The sequence below is a fragment of the Candidatus Planktophila vernalis genome (genome assembly GCF_002288185.1).
Taxonomy (GTDB): domain Bacteria; phylum Actinomycetota; class Actinomycetes; order Nanopelagicales; family Nanopelagicaceae; genus Planktophila; species Planktophila vernalis.
In genome coordinates, this window is the sequence record NZ_CP016776.1 from 1,075,201 (window position 1) to 1,090,581 (window position 15,381).

Annotated in this window: 19 protein-coding genes; 6 read left to right on the plus strand and 13 right to left on the minus strand. The window is 44.9% G+C overall.

Annotated elements, in window-relative coordinates; translation table 11 throughout:
* Nucleotide 1: 1 nt before the first annotated feature.
* The 6 genes from A7sIIA15_RS05655 to A7sIIA15_RS05680 form a co-directional block, all read right to left on the minus strand.
* Nucleotides 2–628, minus strand: coding sequence for an O-methyltransferase (locus A7sIIA15_RS05655; protein WP_095686177.1), 627 nt, complete (start codon nucleotides 626–628; stop codon nucleotides 2–4).
* Nucleotides 625–2,115 carry a leucyl aminopeptidase family protein gene (locus A7sIIA15_RS05660; protein WP_095686178.1) on the minus strand — a complete coding sequence of 497 codons (1,491 nt, stop codon included), beginning with the start codon at nucleotides 2,113–2,115 and terminating at the stop codon, nucleotides 625–627. Before A7sIIA15_RS05660 ends, A7sIIA15_RS05655 begins: the two co-directional genes overlap by 4 nt.
* A 28-nt stretch (nucleotides 2,116–2,143) precedes the next feature.
* Nucleotides 2,144–2,323, minus strand: coding sequence for a DUF3117 domain-containing protein (locus tag A7sIIA15_RS05665; RefSeq protein WP_017956423.1), 180 nt, complete (start codon nucleotides 2,321–2,323; stop codon nucleotides 2,144–2,146).
* A gap of 86 nt (nucleotides 2,324–2,409) precedes the next feature.
* Nucleotides 2,410–2,601 (minus strand): RNA polymerase sigma factor, encoded by a 192-nt coding sequence (locus A7sIIA15_RS05670; RefSeq protein ID WP_095686179.1) that lies wholly within the window; start codon nucleotides 2,599–2,601, stop codon nucleotides 2,410–2,412.
* Nucleotides 2,602–2,648: 47 nt separating this feature from the next.
* Nucleotides 2,649–3,074, minus strand: a complete 426-nt coding sequence (locus tag A7sIIA15_RS05675; protein ID WP_095686180.1) for an SRPBCC family protein — start codon at nucleotides 3,072–3,074, stop codon at nucleotides 2,649–2,651.
* A complete protein-coding gene (locus A7sIIA15_RS05680) occupies nucleotides 3,074–3,604 on the minus strand; it encodes an LOG family protein (RefSeq protein ID WP_095686181.1) in 531 nt (176 codons plus the stop codon). The genes A7sIIA15_RS05675 and A7sIIA15_RS05680 overlap by 1 nt, the downstream gene beginning before the upstream one ends.
* 30 nt (nucleotides 3,605–3,634) lie before the next feature.
* On the opposite strand from A7sIIA15_RS05680, the gene dapD reads away from it, so the two are divergent.
* Complete coding sequence (gene dapD / locus A7sIIA15_RS05685; protein ID WP_095686182.1) at nucleotides 3,635–4,552, plus strand: 2,3,4,5-tetrahydropyridine-2,6-dicarboxylate N-succinyltransferase; 918 nt, start codon at nucleotides 3,635–3,637, stop codon at nucleotides 4,550–4,552.
* Here dapD and A7sIIA15_RS05690 read toward each other — a convergent pair.
* The 4 genes from A7sIIA15_RS05690 to A7sIIA15_RS05705 are packed head-to-tail and all read right to left on the minus strand — an operon-like array spanning nucleotide 4,532 to nucleotide 8,369.
* Nucleotides 4,532–5,761 carry a SpoIID/LytB domain-containing protein gene (locus A7sIIA15_RS05690; RefSeq protein WP_095686183.1) on the minus strand — a complete coding sequence of 410 codons (1,230 nt, stop codon included), beginning with the start codon at nucleotides 5,759–5,761 and terminating at the stop codon, nucleotides 4,532–4,534. The genes dapD and A7sIIA15_RS05690 overlap by 21 nt on opposite strands.
* Entirely contained in the window at nucleotides 5,754–6,557 is an 804-nt protein-coding gene (locus A7sIIA15_RS05695) for an ABC transporter ATP-binding protein (RefSeq protein ID WP_095686184.1), read from the minus strand. Before A7sIIA15_RS05695 ends, A7sIIA15_RS05690 begins: the two co-directional genes overlap by 8 nt.
* Nucleotides 6,535–7,362: an ABC transporter permease gene (locus tag A7sIIA15_RS05700; RefSeq protein WP_190279120.1), complete on the minus strand. Its 828-nt coding sequence runs from the start codon at nucleotides 7,360–7,362 to the stop codon at nucleotides 6,535–6,537. The genes A7sIIA15_RS05695 and A7sIIA15_RS05700 overlap by 23 nt, the downstream gene beginning before the upstream one ends.
* Nucleotides 7,359–8,369: a glycosyltransferase family 2 protein gene (locus tag A7sIIA15_RS05705; RefSeq protein WP_095686186.1), complete on the minus strand. Its 1,011-nt coding sequence runs from the start codon at nucleotides 8,367–8,369 to the stop codon at nucleotides 7,359–7,361. Before A7sIIA15_RS05705 ends, A7sIIA15_RS05700 begins: the two co-directional genes overlap by 4 nt.
* A 36-nt stretch (nucleotides 8,370–8,405) precedes the next feature.
* Here A7sIIA15_RS05705 and A7sIIA15_RS05710 point away from each other — a divergent pair, with 36 nt between their 5' ends.
* The 3 genes from A7sIIA15_RS05710 to A7sIIA15_RS05720 are packed head-to-tail and all read left to right on the plus strand — an operon-like array spanning nucleotide 8,406 to nucleotide 11,236.
* Entirely contained in the window at nucleotides 8,406–9,521 is a 1,116-nt protein-coding gene (locus A7sIIA15_RS05710; protein ID WP_095686187.1) for an LCP family protein, read from the plus strand.
* Between the two features lie 10 nt (nucleotides 9,522–9,531).
* Nucleotides 9,532–10,842, plus strand: a complete 1,311-nt coding sequence (locus A7sIIA15_RS05715) for a UDP-glucose dehydrogenase family protein (protein ID WP_095686188.1) — start codon at nucleotides 9,532–9,534, stop codon at nucleotides 10,840–10,842.
* Nucleotides 10,843–10,873: 31 nt separating this feature from the next.
* Nucleotides 10,874–11,236: a CoA-binding protein gene (locus tag A7sIIA15_RS05720; RefSeq protein ID WP_095686189.1), complete on the plus strand. Its 363-nt coding sequence runs from the start codon at nucleotides 10,874–10,876 to the stop codon at nucleotides 11,234–11,236.
* Here the strand turns inward: A7sIIA15_RS05720 and purE are convergent.
* Genes purE through A7sIIA15_RS05735 form a run of 3 tightly spaced genes read right to left on the minus strand, consistent with a single transcriptional unit; the run spans nucleotide 11,233 to nucleotide 13,607 of the window.
* Nucleotides 11,233–11,739 (minus strand): 5-(carboxyamino)imidazole ribonucleotide mutase, encoded by a 507-nt coding sequence (gene purE, locus A7sIIA15_RS05725; RefSeq protein WP_095686190.1) that lies wholly within the window; start codon nucleotides 11,737–11,739, stop codon nucleotides 11,233–11,235. The two genes, A7sIIA15_RS05720 and purE, sit on opposite strands and share 4 nt — an antisense overlap.
* Nucleotides 11,732–12,844: a 5-(carboxyamino)imidazole ribonucleotide synthase gene (locus A7sIIA15_RS05730; protein ID WP_095686191.1), complete on the minus strand. Its 1,113-nt coding sequence runs from the start codon at nucleotides 12,842–12,844 to the stop codon at nucleotides 11,732–11,734. Before A7sIIA15_RS05730 ends, purE begins: the two co-directional genes overlap by 8 nt.
* A gap of 4 nt (nucleotides 12,845–12,848) precedes the next feature.
* The gene (locus A7sIIA15_RS05735) at nucleotides 12,849–13,607 is read right to left on the minus strand and encodes a biotin--[acetyl-CoA-carboxylase] ligase (protein WP_190279121.1); all 759 of its coding nucleotides are present in this window, start codon (nucleotides 13,605–13,607) and stop codon (nucleotides 12,849–12,851) included.
* An 18-nt stretch (nucleotides 13,608–13,625) separates the two neighbouring features.
* On the opposite strand from A7sIIA15_RS05735, the gene A7sIIA15_RS05740 reads away from it, so the two are divergent.
* Nucleotides 13,626–15,197 carry an acyl-CoA carboxylase subunit beta gene (locus A7sIIA15_RS05740; RefSeq protein ID WP_095686192.1) on the plus strand — a complete coding sequence of 524 codons (1,572 nt, stop codon included), beginning with the start codon at nucleotides 13,626–13,628 and terminating at the stop codon, nucleotides 15,195–15,197.
* Nucleotides 15,197–15,379 carry an acyl-CoA carboxylase subunit epsilon gene (locus A7sIIA15_RS05745; protein ID WP_095686193.1) on the plus strand — a complete coding sequence of 61 codons (183 nt, stop codon included), beginning with the start codon at nucleotides 15,197–15,199 and terminating at the stop codon, nucleotides 15,377–15,379. Before A7sIIA15_RS05740 ends, A7sIIA15_RS05745 begins: the two co-directional genes overlap by 1 nt.
* Nucleotides 15,380–15,381: the final 2 nt, after the last annotated feature.

Genomic DNA, 15,381 nt, shown 5'->3' on the forward strand with positions numbered 1-15,381 from the left:
CCTATAACTTTGTTGCAACTAACAAACCATCGCCAGTTGGAAGCAAGGTACTCACCCAATGCTCTGTGTCATTTTTAATGATTTTCCCAGCATCGCGAAGTGCCACAGTTTTAGGGTCTCTCTGAGCTGGATCGTTGACCTTTGAGCCTCCAAAAAAGCTATCAATAACCATTGCCCCGCCACTTCGTAAAATGCGATGCGCTTCACTGATTACAAAGGCTAGATCTTGAGGATCATGGCGGACTACAACTAAGTCATAAGCTCTATCAGTTAACTTTGAAATAACATCTAGAACTGAGTTGGTAATTAATCTGTAGCGAGTAGGAGAAATCTCTGCATCAGCAAATGCCAACTTTGCAATCTGTGTATGTTCCATTTCATCATCTATAGAAGTTAGAGTACCGCTAGCCAACATGCCATCTAGCAACCACAGACTTCCAACACCTGAGCCTGTTCCAATTTCAACGACTGATTGCGCGGAGAGTGTAAAAGCTAAATGCTTGAGATAAGCACCTACACCTGGTGTGACATCGTGTGCACCAATTTCAACGCCGCGAGCACGTGCATAGGTTTTGAATGGATCTTCAGTTATAAAGCTTTCTGCATATGAATGAGGATCTATTTTCATTTAAGATTCATAATCCACTGAGTTAACAAGCGAACCCCATATCCAGTTCCACCTTTAGGATTCTCTCCTGCATCAGCTTCACTTCGTGCAGGGCCAGCAATATCTAAGTGAACCCAACGGCGATTGCCAGCAAAGTGTTCTAGGAAAAGTGCTGCAATAATTGAGCCCCCAGAGTATTTTATTTTTTTAGCTATATTATTGAAATCAGCCACATCACTTGCAAGAGCATCTCTATAGTCATCAACTAGTGGCATATGCCAGACTCGATCACCAGATTCAATTCCTGCAAACTCCAAATCACGTGCAAGTTGCTCATCTCGCGTATACATCGCGGCATGCTGCTTACCAAGTCCTAGGGTTGCTGATCCAGTTAAAGTTGCAATATCTACCAAATAATCAGGATCTAAGTTTTTATCGGCATATGCCAAGCCATCAGCTAGAACTAAACGTCCCTCTGCATCAGTATCAGTTACTTCAACAGTTGTTCCGCCATAGTGAGTAATAACATCACTTGGACGCTGGGCGGTGCCTGAAAATGCGTTCTCAGCACACATCATTAACGCTGTGACGCGAATATTTGGTTGCAATTCCTCCAGCGCAGTTAGCGTTGCCAGAATTACCGCCGCTCCTGTCATGTCACTTTTCATTGGGATCATCAAGTCATAAGGGCGTTTGAGAACTATTCCACCAGTGTCATAGGTGATTCCTTTGCCCACTAATACAACGTGCGGAAGGGCATTAATCGCGTTTTTCTTCTTTGAAGGCGCGTACCCAACTTCAATAAAACGTGGTCCAGGTTTGGGAGATGAATTACCAACAGCTCGCAATCCACCAAATTCTTTGAGTTCTTTTCCAGCAAGTACTTTTACTGTGAGCCCGGTTCCTTTGGCGAATTCTTGGGCTTTTGTAGCCATCCACGCAGGATTCTTAATATTAGAAGGCGTATGCACCAAATCACGAGCGCGCGTAATTGCTTTCGAAATAGCGATAGCAACATCTATAACCTCTTTTTCATTTGTAGCTACTAGGAAATTTGGCTTACCTGCAGGCTCTCCAGTTTTGAGATTCCAAAGGTAGGCACCTAATGTCAGAGCGATTGCATGTGCTTTAACGTCTTTACTATTCATTGCACATGCAGAGTAGACGGTGGTGTTCTTGCCACGAACTTTTCTAGCAATTGTTGTGGCGGCAATACGAAGTGATGCAGTTGATGAATCACCAACTCCAACTAGAAATATACGATCTGTTTGGGCATCCTGTGAACTAACAGGAATTTCAAATAATTCCCCCGATTTGTAAGTGGGAGAAAAGAATGACAGCTCATCCAAAAGGTTGATTTCAAAAAACTTTTCAATATCCTGAACTAGATTGCCAGGAGCAGAAAATGAAACAACTCCTTCTGAATCTTTAGCAAAAGCGAGCGCAATTGAATCAGCGCTAGTGGCTATTGAGAGTTGAGGCTTGGCAGCTTTAAGTGTCCAGAACATGCGTTGAAGGCTATCGCCTGTTAGTGATTTACTTCTTAACTAATGCAACCGCGGCATGAAGTGCGGCGCTGAGATTATTAGCTTCTTCAGAGTTGAGTTCGACGACTAGGCGTCCGCCACCCTCTAGTGGAATTCGCATCACAAGTGAGCGAGCCTCTTTAGTGACCTCCATTGGACCATCACCGGTACGAGGTTTCATGGCTGCCATGTGGGGACTCCTTTAAAGATGGACGAGGAAAGTTCAAGAGGAGAAGTATCTCGCATTTAGAGCACAAGCGCGAAATCGAGAAGGCGTTAAAAGCCTAGAACCGCGCTCAATCTGGCTTTTCCAGCCGAAATGACAGCATCAACTGCGCGCTCTGGCACCTGAAGCGTTAGGGCAATCTCACTCGGTGACATCTGGCGCATGTAATGCAAGGTCAAGATGATCCGCTCTTCTTCAGGCAGCGAGGCCAGCACCTGGGCCAATGTTGGGGACTCGCTCATGGTTATAAGGCTACTGGCTCTTAACGCCTATGCGGGTGAGGATGCTCTCAGCGGAATGTTCGTGCAAAGCGGGATAAAGAGATTCGCACACCAATATAGAGCGCAGGAAGCATCGCCAAGAAGAGTACGCGCGGAGCTATTACTTCTTCAGACCAGTCAAAGATTGTTGTATCTGAAGAGATTTCACGTAAATGAAATCTGCCTGTTCCTTTGATTATTTTGCCGGTATGGAGCACATCGCATGTGTGTGGAGGCTGCCATGAAGTAACTGTCATTGAATCCAAAACTCCTAATGGACCAACGCCAGTGAATGCATTAATAGATGTTCCAACGCCTTCTGTGATCTCTGAAGTCACCCAGACTTTAGTCTGAAGCATCCACTCGCCTTGTTTTTCCCATTGCGCCAGCGAATCCCAAACTTTTTGTATTGGTGCATTAATTTTTAAAGAAATTGCAATGTGATTACTTGACATTAAGAACATGCCTTTAGTGCTTGCGTTACATCTGTTGTCCAAGAAATTAACTCACGCATTCCCGGCTTAATAAAGTTTTCAACTTCTAGGTGCTCGACTAGTTCATGTAAGGGGTTATAGATTCCAAATGGATCTAGAATTACAACTGGCTTATTGTGAAACTTTAAATAACGTCCCACCCAAATCTCAAAGAACTCTTCAAGAGTTCCTGCGCCGCCAGGCAATGTAATAAACGCATCTGCGATATCGGTAATCATCGCCTTGCGCTCACCCATCGTCTCAACGACATGTAGTTCATCGTTATCGTGATCAGCAAATTCAATATCAACAAGGGCTTGTGGGATAACGCCGATAGTTCGTCCGCCGCCCTGACGAGCTCCCCTAGAAACTGCGCCCATCATTGAAATGTGACCGCCCCCAGTGACTAATTCCCATGAGTTAGCTGCAATAGCCCCACCGAGTTCAAAGGCAAGGTCTACATACTTAGGGTCAATCGTTGGCGAAGATGAACAAAAGACTGCAATGCGCATGCGGGTAAGGATAGGGGTTAGGCTTAGGACATGACCACCATTGCATCTGGCCACGGCATTGCAACGATGGCTGCCGGAAAAACTCTTGATGTTTGGTTTCCAGCGCCGCAACTTGCTTCCTTGTCAGCAACTGTTCCAAATGAACTAAGCGCGTTAGTCGGCAAAGATGATGCTCGCGGAGTGACTCGAGAACTTGTTGCAGTTGAAATTGATATCACCGCGGCGCCTGTTGATGCAAAAGATGCGTATTTGCGTTTACATCTGTTATCACATCGCTTAGTTAAGCCTCATGGCCTCTCACTCGAAGGCGTTTTTGGCTTACTCAATAATGTTGTCTGGACAAACTTTGGTCCTTGCGCTGTTGAAGGTTTTGAATTAACTCGAGCACGTCTAAAGGCTGCGTACGGTCACGTAACTGTTCTTTCTGTCGATAAATTCCCACGCATGGTTGATTACGTAATTCCAAGTGGAGTTCGAATCGCTGATGCTGATCGCGTAAGACTGGGAGCACACTTAGCTTCTGGCACAACAGTCATGCACGAAGGATTTGTGAATTTCAATGCCGGAACACTTGGAACTTCAATGGTTGAGGGTCGCATCTCAGCTGGGGTTGTTGTTGGCGATGGCTCAGATATTGGTGGCGGCGCATCCATTATGGGAACGCTCAGTGGTGGAGGAAAAGAAGTTATTTCAATCGGTGAAAAATCACTTCTGGGCGCAAACTCTGGCTGTGGAATTTCACTCGGTGATAACTGTGTGATTGAAGCTGGAACTTATGTAACAGCTGCTTCAAAAGTTCGTTTGCCTGATGGAGAGATTGTGAAAGCTGCAGCACTCTCTGGTGGCAATAACTTACTCTTTCGTCGCAATTCACTCGATGGAGCACTTGAAGCAATTAACCGCACTGGTACTTGGGGCGGACTTAATTCAATTCTGCACGCTAACTAAGCTAAACCATGCTGAAGGTATTTTAGTTCTACTTCTAAAAGTCTCACCGCGCAGAGCAACCTTCACGCCAGTACTAGACGTTGCTTGAATCTGAGCAACTGTTCCACTTTCATTCATTCCTAAGATCTCTAAACTCACTACATCAGGCAAAACAAATGCGGCAGCAATAACGCTCTGTGGTACTTCTCGATTCCAAGTAACAAATCGTGGATTGATAGTGAGGTCCAATGAACCAGGATCATCAACAATCTGCGTGTAAGCCCTGGCACTACCCCAGGCATTTATCGAAAGCTCTGTCTTGCCACCTGATGAAGAGGAGAAATAAGCAGTAATTGGCAAACCAGATTGTGTGATCGTTAAACCCGCAGTTCGCGTTACAACATCTTTCCAAACCACACCGAACTTCTTTTCAATCTCCTTGGCATAACCCAGGAAAGTTTGATCAGAAATCGTTCCATATAAATCACAATCACAAGCACTTCTATATACCCCCGCCTTACTCAACGCATAGGTGCGTGAAGCAATTGCTTGCGCTTCAAGTGCGGCAATCGGCCAAAAGGATGGCATCTCACTAATACCCCAGAGGTATTCATCAGCTAACCGAACTGAGTTTGTCATTGCAATTCGATATCCCGTTGGGGTTTTAATAGCCTTTACTTGAATCTGTCCATATCGAAGTCGCTGAGATACACCTGAGTGATTAACGGATATGACTGTCTCTGGTCCTTCTAAATAGCGAGTGCCAGACCAACGAACCGTGAAAACTCTGCTGCGAGGTAGTACTTGTGAAGTTTTCCCATTTGTTATCCGTGGGCTAACCGTTGAACCAATAATTGAGAAACTAATTGAATCTGCCAAGGAAAATACTGGGATAACGCTTTCACCACCCGCATCACCTTGAATGATTTGAAGCTGTGATCCCTTTAACGTGCTTGAAATCTTTGCGCTAGAAATGAGGTTTCCAATATTGACTCGTAGAATTTTCGAATCATCTTTTGGTTCAATCTCAACATCCTTATAGAAATACTTAATAATCTGCTCAGCACTTTGACCAGCATTGGCCATGTAGCGTGCACCCATCTGACTTAAGCCAACGCCATGACCATATCCTGAACCTTGAAATGAAAAGGTTGCAGGTATATCCACTGCATGTGCAGTGGGAATCAATGTTGAAAAAACTAGCAATAGCGCTAGAAAAGCTTTAGACATCCTCATCGATGGCTGCGCTCTTTCCTAGCTGCAAAAACTCGCGATATGCAGTAATTACAGTTTTTGGATCTCCGCGTTGAACGAGCTTTCCCTTATGGAGCCAAGCAACGTCATTGCAGACATCTTCCAAAGTAGCCATTGCATGACTGACTAAAATTAATGCACGATCATCACTTCGTAGTTCCTTGATGCGATTAAGAGATTTTTCTTTAAACTTTGCATCACCGGTGCTCAATGCCTCATCGACAATCAAAATATCTGGTCGAACAGTTGCTGCAACCGAAAATGCTAAGCGGGCATACATACCTGATGAATATGTGCGCATTGGGGCGTCGATTGCCTCACCTAATTCCGAGAATTCTGCTATTTCTTCGAAGTGGCTATCAATTTCATCGCGTGACATTCCTGCAGCTAATCCACCTAAATAAACATTGTCTCGGCCTGACATTGAAGGGTTAAAACCAACGCCCAGAGCAAGCAAAGTACTAACGCTTCCATAGACTTCAATTCGCCCTTGTGTGGGAGGCAAAATTCCTGCAATAACGCGCATCAGTGAAGATTTGCCTGCACCATTTGTTCCAATAATTCCTAATACCTGGCCATATTCAACATCAAGATTTACTTCATCCAATGCACGGATAACGCGAGTTTGTTTTCCGCCACGACCCAATGACTTAACGCGTGCTTTTAGAGTTGGTCTACGATCAATTGCAGTGGTGTATGTAAGGCCAAGTCCGCGAACTGATACGGCAACTTCATTGGTCTTATGAGAGTTAGAGACGGACGGCAAATTCACGCTCCCTTGATAAAAAGAAGTATGTGCCTATCAAGAAAATTCCAACTGCCCAACCAAGACCGATGAGCATGTGAGAAGTAAGTGGTGCCTGCCCATGAACTAAAGCACGCGACCAACTATCTAAAATTGGAAACAGCGGATTGAAGAGTTCAAGAGTTCTTAGCTCAGGCTTCAAGTCGGATGCTTCATACAAGATGGGTGACAAATACAAAAGTGTGCGTGTCATGTATGGCAAGAAACTTGCAATGTCGCGGAAATACACATTGATACAGGAAATTGTCACCGCAAGGCCCAATGCCAACAACATGGTTATTAGCAGTACTGGAATAGCCCAAAACATTTCCCAAGCAAATGGCAGACCCAAAACTGTCCTGATTGCCAGAAAGACGGCAAGAGTTGGCAGGAATTTAAAGATTGCAATTACAACTGCTGAGACTGGCAACATAATTCGAGGAAAGGCTGTATTTAGAATTAAGCGTTGGCCTGCTGTAATTGACTTCACGCCACCTGTTAAAGAGTTAGCTACTAAATAAAAGAGAAAAAGCGTTGCAGTGAGATGTGCATACCGCGTGCTGTCAGATGACCCGCTAATGATCACGATTAGCAAGAAATAAACAGCTGATAACAGCAAGGGATTAAGAACTAGCCATAGTTGACCAAATGCTGAGTCAAAATGCTGTTCCCGAAGTTCTGAGCGCGAGTATTCAGAGATGAATGTGCGGCGCGACCAGAGAGACTTCCAATATTTCCTCAGGGGTGGCAGGCCAGCACGAAATGGCTCATAGACCTGCGTTGGAGTGCTCACGGTCGTAAGGTTACCGCAGGCGCTAACGACTTTGGCGAAGTTAGAAAGCCAATACCCCATGTCATATGCATTGTCAGCAAAATAAGTGGCAACGAGACAAATTCAGCAAGTGATTTTCCAATTCTTGCCGATGCGATGAGAATAAACAACGCATATACCAATGCTGGTACGAAAAGAATAGGTGAAACAACTGCGCCAAGAATCAGTGATGAAGCAACGCCGATTACGGTAAATGGTGGGGCAAGATATCTGTAGTTAATTGTTCCCTCATGTCTGCGAGATACAACTCGTCGCCAACGGCCATATTCGAAATACTGTTTAGCAAGAGCTTTAACAGTTGAACGCGGACGATAAGTCACAACTAATCGAGGATCAAAAAAGATTGTTCCTCCAGCAGCACGCAAACGAAAATTAAGCTCCCAATCTTGTGCACGTGTGAATCTCTCATCAAATCCACCCACTGCAACCAAAGCTTGTTTTCTAAATGCCCCTAGGTAAACCGTATCCACCGATGCAGCTCCACCACCTGTGTGAAAACGTGAGGCACCAACACCTAAAGGACTACGCATTGCTCGCGCAACGCCTCTCTCAAAAACAGTGTGACCTTCTGCAGCCATGATTCCGCCAACGTTTACGGCACCAGTTTCTTTCAAGATTTCAAAAGCAAGAGATAGGTAATTCTTAGGGATTTTTGAGTGGCCATCTACTCGCACAATGATGGAGTATCTACTTGCAGCAACTGCCAAATTAAGTCCTGAAGCTGTGCGTCCTGAAGGATTTGAAACAACTACAACACGCGAATCCACTTTAGCCAATGATTGAGCAATCACTTCTGTTCCATCATTGGAAGGCCCAATTGCCAAAATAATTTCAATCTCGCCGCCAAAATCCTGATCAAGAACAGCCTTCACAGCCTCTTCTAAATATTTTGATTCGTTGAGGACCGGCAGGATGACTGAGATTTTGGGCTCCGGTGAGCCATATAACTCATTTGCTGATGTCGTCATAACCCCTACACCGTATCGTCCAAGTACTCTTACACGGTGAAAGCGACGCGACCAATACGCATTATTACTTCCCTATCCCTTGCCGTTGTCGCAATCTCGGCATTTTCTTGGTTGGGATTAGGCCAAGTCAGCGGAGCAATTAACCGTATCGATGTGTTTGGCTCACTCGATAATCGCCCAGATAAGCCAAGTTCAGCACTCAATTATTTGTTGGTGGGTTCAGATACACGCGAAGGTTTAACTAAAGAACAATCAAAGTTGTTGCGAGTAGGAACTACCAAGTCAGCAGCAGGTGCACGATCAGACACAATGCTTCTTGTTCACATCAGTAAATCTCGAGATAAAGCAACCATCATCTCTATTCCACGAGATTCACTTGTGACTATTCCAGAACATCCCTCTTCCTTAAACAAAGAAAAGATTGTTCCTGCAGCAAAAGGAAAAATTAACGCTGCTTTTGCTTGGGGTGGAGCACCACTTTTAATTCAAACTATCGAACAAGAAACAAACATTAAAATTGACCACTATATTGAAATCGGCTTCGCTGGTTTCGCAGGAATGGTTGATGCATTAGGCGGAATTGATGTTTGTACAAAGCGCGACATTGATGATCCAAATAGCCACCTTGTATTGAGCGCTGGAGTTCACACTCTTAATGGAATTGAGTCGCTCAAGTATGTTCGTACTCGTGACTTTGACGGCATGGGTGACCTTGGGCGCATGCAACGCCAACAGCAATTCATGAGCGCAGTGCTAAGAAAAGTGACAAGTACTGGCGTTCTTCTCAATCCAGTTAAGTTAGTCAATTTCTTCAATGCCACTATTGCAACAGTTCGAACAGATTCTGAACTCAATCGAAATGACTTAATAGTTTTGGCCAAACAACTCAAGAATCTCTCCCCAAGTAAGGTCCGCACTCTCACAATTCCTTTAGGTAACGCAAATGCTCGCGTACCAGGGCTTGGATCGGTTGTGACCTGGGATTCAGTGCTTGCACCTGATCTATTTAACCGTTTGCGTGAAGATCTACCGCTAGTTGATGAGGTAACCCCTTCACCTTCAGCATCTTCAAGCGCTTCAGCATCACCAACTGTGATTGATAAATTCAAGACTCGTACCGCTGATGAAAATCCTTGCGGAGCACTGAAGTAAACTCGCGCCCATGACTTTGACTCTCTCAGTAGTTGGCTGCGGCTATCTAGGCGCAACACACGCCGCATGCATGTCTTCTCTTGGCTTTACCGTTATTGGTGTTGATACCGATCCCAATAAAGTGGCGATGCTGCAAAATGGCGAGCTTCCTTTCTACGAACCTGGGCTAGATACCTTGCTTGCACAAGAGATGAAGACAGGTCGACTTTCATTTACTACTGATTTCTCTGCAGTTAAAGATGCTGATATTCACTTTGTTTGCGTTGGAACTCCACAGAGTAAAGATGGACTTGCTGCTGATCTGACTTACGTGCGTTCTGCAGTTGCTGAAATAGCACCGTATCTGAAAGATGGCTCTTTAGTTGTTGGAAAATCAACTGTTCCTGTTGGAACCGCGCAATCACTTCGTGATGAGCTTGCAAAAACGGCGCCGCAAGCAGATCTAGCCTGGAATCCAGAGTTCTTGCGCGAAGGTTTCGCTGTTGAAGACACACTCACACCTAATCGCTTAGTCGTCGGTGTTGCTAACGATCGCGCTGAGCAGATACTTAAGGAAGTTTATAAGCCAATCATTGACTTAGGTACTCCATGGATTAGAGCGGATCTTCCAACAGCAGAGCTAGTAAAAGTTGCGGCTAACTCATTCCTTGCGACAAAAATTTCTTTCATCAATGCTATGGCTGAAGTTTGTGAAGCTGCTGGCGGTGATGTGACAGTCCTTGCACAAGCAATTGGATATGACCCACGTATTGGAAACAAGTTCTTGCAAGCTGGTATCGGTTTTGGTGGCGGTTGCCTTCCAAAAGACATCCGAGCATTCATGGCACGCGCAGAAGAGTTGGGCGCCAAGCAAGCCCTTGAGTTCTTGCGTGAAATTGATGCAATTAACTTGCGCGCACGCCAGCGTGTTATCGATGTTGTTCGAGACGAACTTTCAGAGGATCTAACTCAATACAAGATTGCTGTTCTCGGAGCTACTTTCAAACCAGATAGTGATGATGTGCGTGACTCCCCAGCACTCGACATCGCAGTTCAGTTACAAGCAGCTGGAGCAGCTGTGGTTGTTCATGATCCCAAAGGAATTGAACCTGCACGCAAGCGTTTTCCAAAGCTTGAATATGCAGAAGTAGTCACAAATGCTGTTAAAGACGCTGACTTGATCTTGCACTTAACTGAGTGGAAAGAGTATCGAGCAATCGATCCATCAACTCTGTCTTCACTCGTTAAAAGTAAAATCATTATCGATGGTCGCAATATGCTCGACCGAGAACTATGGCGCAAAGCTGGTTGGAAGTTCCATGCTTTAGGACGCACTGATTAACGAGCAAGAAAGCATTGATGCAGTCCTTGCAATGAAAACCTGGGCTGTTGTTGGGCTTGGAAATACCCCAGAGCGCGCAGCGTTCGGCGTGGCAAAGCTTTTACAAGATAAAGGTCACCGCATCATTCCTGTTTATCCTCGTGCAGAAACTGTGCATGGTGAGGTTGGCTATAAAACTCTTTCAGAGATTCCAGGTTCCGTAGATGTTGTTGATTGTTTTGTTAATTCCACTCTTGTTGGCAAAGTTGTGGATGAAGCAATCGCTATTGGTGCCAAAGCAGTATGGCTGCAATTAGATGTTATTGATAACGATGCAATTGCTCGTGCACAAGCTGCGGGGTTAGTAACAGTGATGGATCGTTGCCCAGCTATTGAATATAGAAAGAAAAGCTAAAAACCAGTTTTTTGCCCACGACGTGAATTTAAGTTCGCGCCTTTAGCTTTAGCTTCAGTATTAATCTCCTTTAATGCATCTGCAACTTTGGCGCTAATTGCTGAATCAGAGATTCCTAGAATTCTGGCCGCCAGTAAGGCTGCGTTCTTGGCATTACCCACTCCAACAGTTGCCACGGGAACACCTGCAGGCATCTGCACAATAGAGAGAAGTGAATCCATTCCATCAAGGTTTTTTAGTGCAACAGGAACACCAATTACTGGAAGTGTGGTTAAGGAAGCAACCATCCCAGGTAAATGCGCAGCTCCACCAGCGCCAGCAATGATTACTTTAAATCCTTTGCCTGCGGCGCTTTGTGCAAACTCAACCATTTCAAGTGGCATGCGATGAGCTGAAACAACATCTGCCTCATAAGAAATTCCCAATTGATCTAGAACTTTCGCAGCCTCTTCCATTACCGGCCAATCAGAATCTGATCCCATGATGATTGCTACATCACTCATCAATTTCTCCGCTCATGTAATCAAGGGCATGCTGCACTTCTTGGGTTAATTCTAGGAGGTTATCTCCCAGTAAATTAACATGGCCAATCTTGCGCCCAGGGCGTACTTCCTTCTTATAGTGGTGGAATTTCAACTCTGGCGTGCGGGCCATGAGATGAAGATATGGACGATACATATCTTCCTTATCCCCGCCCAAGATGTTGCCCATGACGGCAATGGGGGCAGTCATCTGCGGATTTCCAAGAGGAAGATCTAATACAGCTCGCAGATGTTGTTCAAACTGAGATGTTAGAGAACCTTCAATTGTCCAGTGTCCAGAATTATGTGGGCGCATCGCTAATTCATTGATGAATAACTCTTGGCCCTTAACGAAGATTTCAACTGCCATAACCCCAATGACACCAATTTCATTTGCAATATCAAGAGCTAACCTCTGAGCCTTCTCACTTAAATCATTTGAGAGTTGTGGGGCCGGTGTAATTGTCATTACGCATATGCCATCACGCTGAATTGTTTGCGTTGGAGCCCAGGTTGTTGCCTGTCCATGCGGAGATCTAGCCACCATGACAGCTATTTCATAATCAAAATCAATCAGTTCTTCAATTAAGACTTTGCCAACTTCTTTCAATACTGCAGCGAGCTCTGTTTGGCTATTGATTTTCCATACTCCGCGGCCGTCATAACCACCTGAGATAGCTTTAGCAATTACTGGAAATTCACGCACTTCTTCGGCTTTAGTTACCACGGCGTTCTTTGGTGAAGGAAAATTGCTCAGGCGCTCTCGCATTGCAGCTTTATCTTGGGAAAATATAAAGCTGGCAGAACTTGGACGGACTACAACTCCATCTGCTTCTAGTGCCTTAACAATGCTTAGGGGAATTAGTTCATGCTCAAAAGTGATTACATCGCACTTACGGGAAAATGCACGGACAGTTTCTAGATCTTTATAGTCACCGACTACGTGGTTTGTTATCTGTGCTCCACTTTCTTGAGCATTATTTGCAAGTAATAAGAGATTGACTCCAAGTGCTGCGGCAGGAGCAACGCTCATGCGTGCTAGTTGCCCAGCACCAATCACGCCGACTGTTGGAAAATGATTACTCACTGGCTTATCGTAGATGAACTACGTCTCCAGCTTGCACATGTGTTCCTGAGTCTAAAATCAACTCGCCCCGGGCTGAAATGCACATTGCAATTCCTTTTTCTATCAAATCATTTGGATAGTGAATCTGAACTTTTGTTCCAAGGGTTGAACACAGGGATGCATATAGCCCCGTGATTGATTCATCACCCAGATCCCAGCTGGTGAAAATCGATTCGAACTCATTTAATACATTGGCCAAAAGGTGGTTCCGATCAATATTGGTTGCACCTTCAATTGCAAGTGATGTTGCAGTTGGGACAGGTAATTCACCTATCGTCATTCCTACGTTAATTCCAATTCCAACAACAACACCTTCTCCATGAATTTCAGATATTAATCCTGAAACTTTTTTTTCCTTAATTAAAATATCATTTGGCCACTTAACTGTTGCATTATACTTTTTGAGAACTTGTGCAACAGATGCACCGGCGATTAAGGAGATCCAACCCCAGTCTTCTTTTTTCCTCTGTGGTTTCAAATAAAATGAAAATAAAAGAGCACTATTTTTCGGTGCCTCAAAAGTACGCGACATCCTCCCGCGCCCAGCTCTCTGAAAATTCGCAGTAATGACATCACCAGGTTTTACTTTTCCGGCAATCGCACGTGTTGCTAAAGCGGTCTGAGTCGATGTGGTGACATCAACCACGCTTACTCGCCAGTACTGCGTAGTCAATGAGTTGATAACTGACTTATCAAGTGCCGCTCTTAGCATTTGCTTGCCCATGACATGTACCGTAGGGGTATGAGCCGTGATCTGCATACAACTGCCGGGAAAATCGAAGATCTGCGTGCCCGCGTTGAGGAAGCCGTACACGCTGGTTCGGCACGCGCCGTTGAAAAGCAGCATGCTAAAGGCAAGAACACTGCCCGCGAGCGTATTGAAATGTTGGTCGATCCAGATTCATTTACGGAAATTGATGAGTTCGCGCGCCACCGCTCAACACAATTCGGGATGGAAAATAATCGTCCATACGGTGATGGCGTTGTAATCGGAACTGCGACAGTAGATGGACGACCTATTGCTTTGTACTCACAAGATTTCACAATCATGGGTGGATCACTGGGTGAAGTTCATGCCGAAAAGATTGTAAAGATTGCTGAGTTTGCACTAAAGAGTGGAATTCCACTTATTGGAATTAATGACTCCGGTGGAGCGCGTATTCAAGAAGGCGTTGCATCTCTTGCAGGCTATGGAAAAATCTTTCGCCTTAACACTCGCTCATCCGGTGTGATTCCTCAGATCTCATTGATTCTTGGCCCTTGCGCAGGAGGCTCTGCATACTCTCCAGCACTTACAGATTTCACTGTGATGGTTAATGAAACATCACACATGTTTATTACTGGTCCTGACGTCATTAAAACTGTGACTGGCGAAGAAGTGGGAATGGAAGAGCTAGGCGGTGCTCGTACTCACAATGTTCGAACCGGTAACTCTCACTACTTAGCTGAAAATGAAGCTGATGCAATTGATTACGTTAAAGCGCTTCTTTCATATTTGCCATCAAATAATATGGATAGAGCTCCGCATCTTCCGCCAACAGAGCTTTTGGAAAAGAATGCAAAAGATATTGCACTAGATACTTTGATTCCAGATAGTCCAAACCAGCCATATGACATGAAGGTTTTGATTCAAGCATTGGTAGATGAAGCAGAGTTCTTAGAAGTCCATGCACTCTATGCGCCAAACATTGTTGTTGGATTTGCCCGAATTGAGGGTGAAACCATTGGAATCATTGCAAACCAGCCTAATCAATTGGCTGGAACACTAGATATTAACTCCAGCGAGAAAGCTGCACGTTTCTTGCGCTTTTGCGATGCATTCAATATCCCCATCCTGACACTTGTTGATGTGCCTGGTTTCTTGCCTGGTACTGAACAGGAATGGGATGGAATCATTCGCCGTGGAGCTAAGTTGCTCTACGCCTACGCAGAAGCATCTGTACCACTTGTAACACTCATTACTCGTAAAGCATATGGCGGCGCATTTATCGTTATGGGCTCTAAGTATCTTGGTAGCGATATCAACTTCGCGTGGCCAAGTGCAGAGATTGCAGTTATGGGAGCACAAGGCGCAGTTAACATCTTGTATCGCAAGGAAATTGCTGAAGCCAAAGATCCAGTTGCTGCAAGAGCTGAGTTAATCGATGAATACAACGAATCACTTGCAAATCCATATTTAGCTGCTGAGCGCGGAACAATCGACACAGTTATTGAACCAAATCAGTCACGTGCATACATCACGAAGGCTTTTAGAACTTTGCGTACAAAGCGCGACACATTACCGGCCCGCAAACACGGAAATATTCCGCTGTAATGGAGTTTTCAATCATCAAAGGCAATCCAACGCCTGAAGAGTTAGCGGCACTTAAAACCGCTTTGGCTCAACATAAGCGTGAAGAGCTAAAGCCTGTGATCCGCAGAAGTGTTTACGGTTTACCGCAACTACGAGAAGCCTTGCCCCATCAAATTACTTTCGGCGCTCGAAAGAATTCATAAAC

What these genes read in the sequence shown, in the direction of transcription:
- A7sIIA15_RS05715 (WP_095686188.1), top strand. Translation starts at nt 9,532, where the DNA reads ATGACTTTGACTCTCTCAGTAGTTGGCTGCGGCTATCTAGGCGCAACA.
- A7sIIA15_RS05670 (WP_095686179.1), bottom strand. Translation starts at nt 2,601, where the DNA reads ATGAGCGAGTCCCCAACATTGGCCCAGGTGCTGGCCTCGCTGCCTGAA.
- A7sIIA15_RS05655 (WP_095686177.1), bottom strand. Translation starts at nt 628, where the DNA reads ATGAAAATAGATCCTCATTCATATGCAGAAAGCTTTATAACTGAAGAT.
- A7sIIA15_RS05705 (WP_095686186.1), bottom strand. Translation starts at nt 8,369, where the DNA reads ATGACGACATCAGCAAATGAGTTATATGGCTCACCGGAGCCCAAAATC.
- dapD (WP_095686182.1), top strand. Translation starts at nt 3,635, where the DNA reads ATGACCACCATTGCATCTGGCCACGGCATTGCAACGATGGCTGCCGGA.
- A7sIIA15_RS05740 (WP_095686192.1), top strand. Translation starts at nt 13,626, where the DNA reads ATGAGCCGTGATCTGCATACAACTGCCGGGAAAATCGAAGATCTGCGT.
- A7sIIA15_RS05735 (WP_190279121.1), bottom strand. Translation starts at nt 13,607, where the DNA reads ATGGGCAAGCAAATGCTAAGAGCGGCACTTGATAAGTCAGTTATCAAC.
- A7sIIA15_RS05660 (WP_095686178.1), bottom strand. Translation starts at nt 2,115, where the DNA reads ATGTTCTGGACACTTAAAGCTGCCAAGCCTCAACTCTCAATAGCCACT.
- A7sIIA15_RS05665 (WP_017956423.1), bottom strand. Translation starts at nt 2,323, where the DNA reads ATGGCAGCCATGAAACCTCGTACCGGTGATGGTCCAATGGAGGTCACT.
- purE (WP_095686190.1), bottom strand. Translation starts at nt 11,739, where the DNA reads ATGAGTGATGTAGCAATCATCATGGGATCAGATTCTGATTGGCCGGTA.
- A7sIIA15_RS05720 (WP_095686189.1), top strand. Translation starts at nt 10,874, where the DNA reads ATGAAAACCTGGGCTGTTGTTGGGCTTGGAAATACCCCAGAGCGCGCA.
- A7sIIA15_RS05680 (WP_095686181.1), bottom strand. Translation starts at nt 3,604, where the DNA reads ATGCGCATTGCAGTCTTTTGTTCATCTTCGCCAACGATTGACCCTAAG.
- A7sIIA15_RS05690 (WP_095686183.1), bottom strand. Translation starts at nt 5,761, where the DNA reads ATGTCTAAAGCTTTTCTAGCGCTATTGCTAGTTTTTTCAACATTGATT.
- A7sIIA15_RS05675 (WP_095686180.1), bottom strand. Translation starts at nt 3,074, where the DNA reads ATGTCAAGTAATCACATTGCAATTTCTTTAAAAATTAATGCACCAATA.
- A7sIIA15_RS05745 (WP_095686193.1), top strand. Translation starts at nt 15,197, where the DNA reads ATGGAGTTTTCAATCATCAAAGGCAATCCAACGCCTGAAGAGTTAGCG.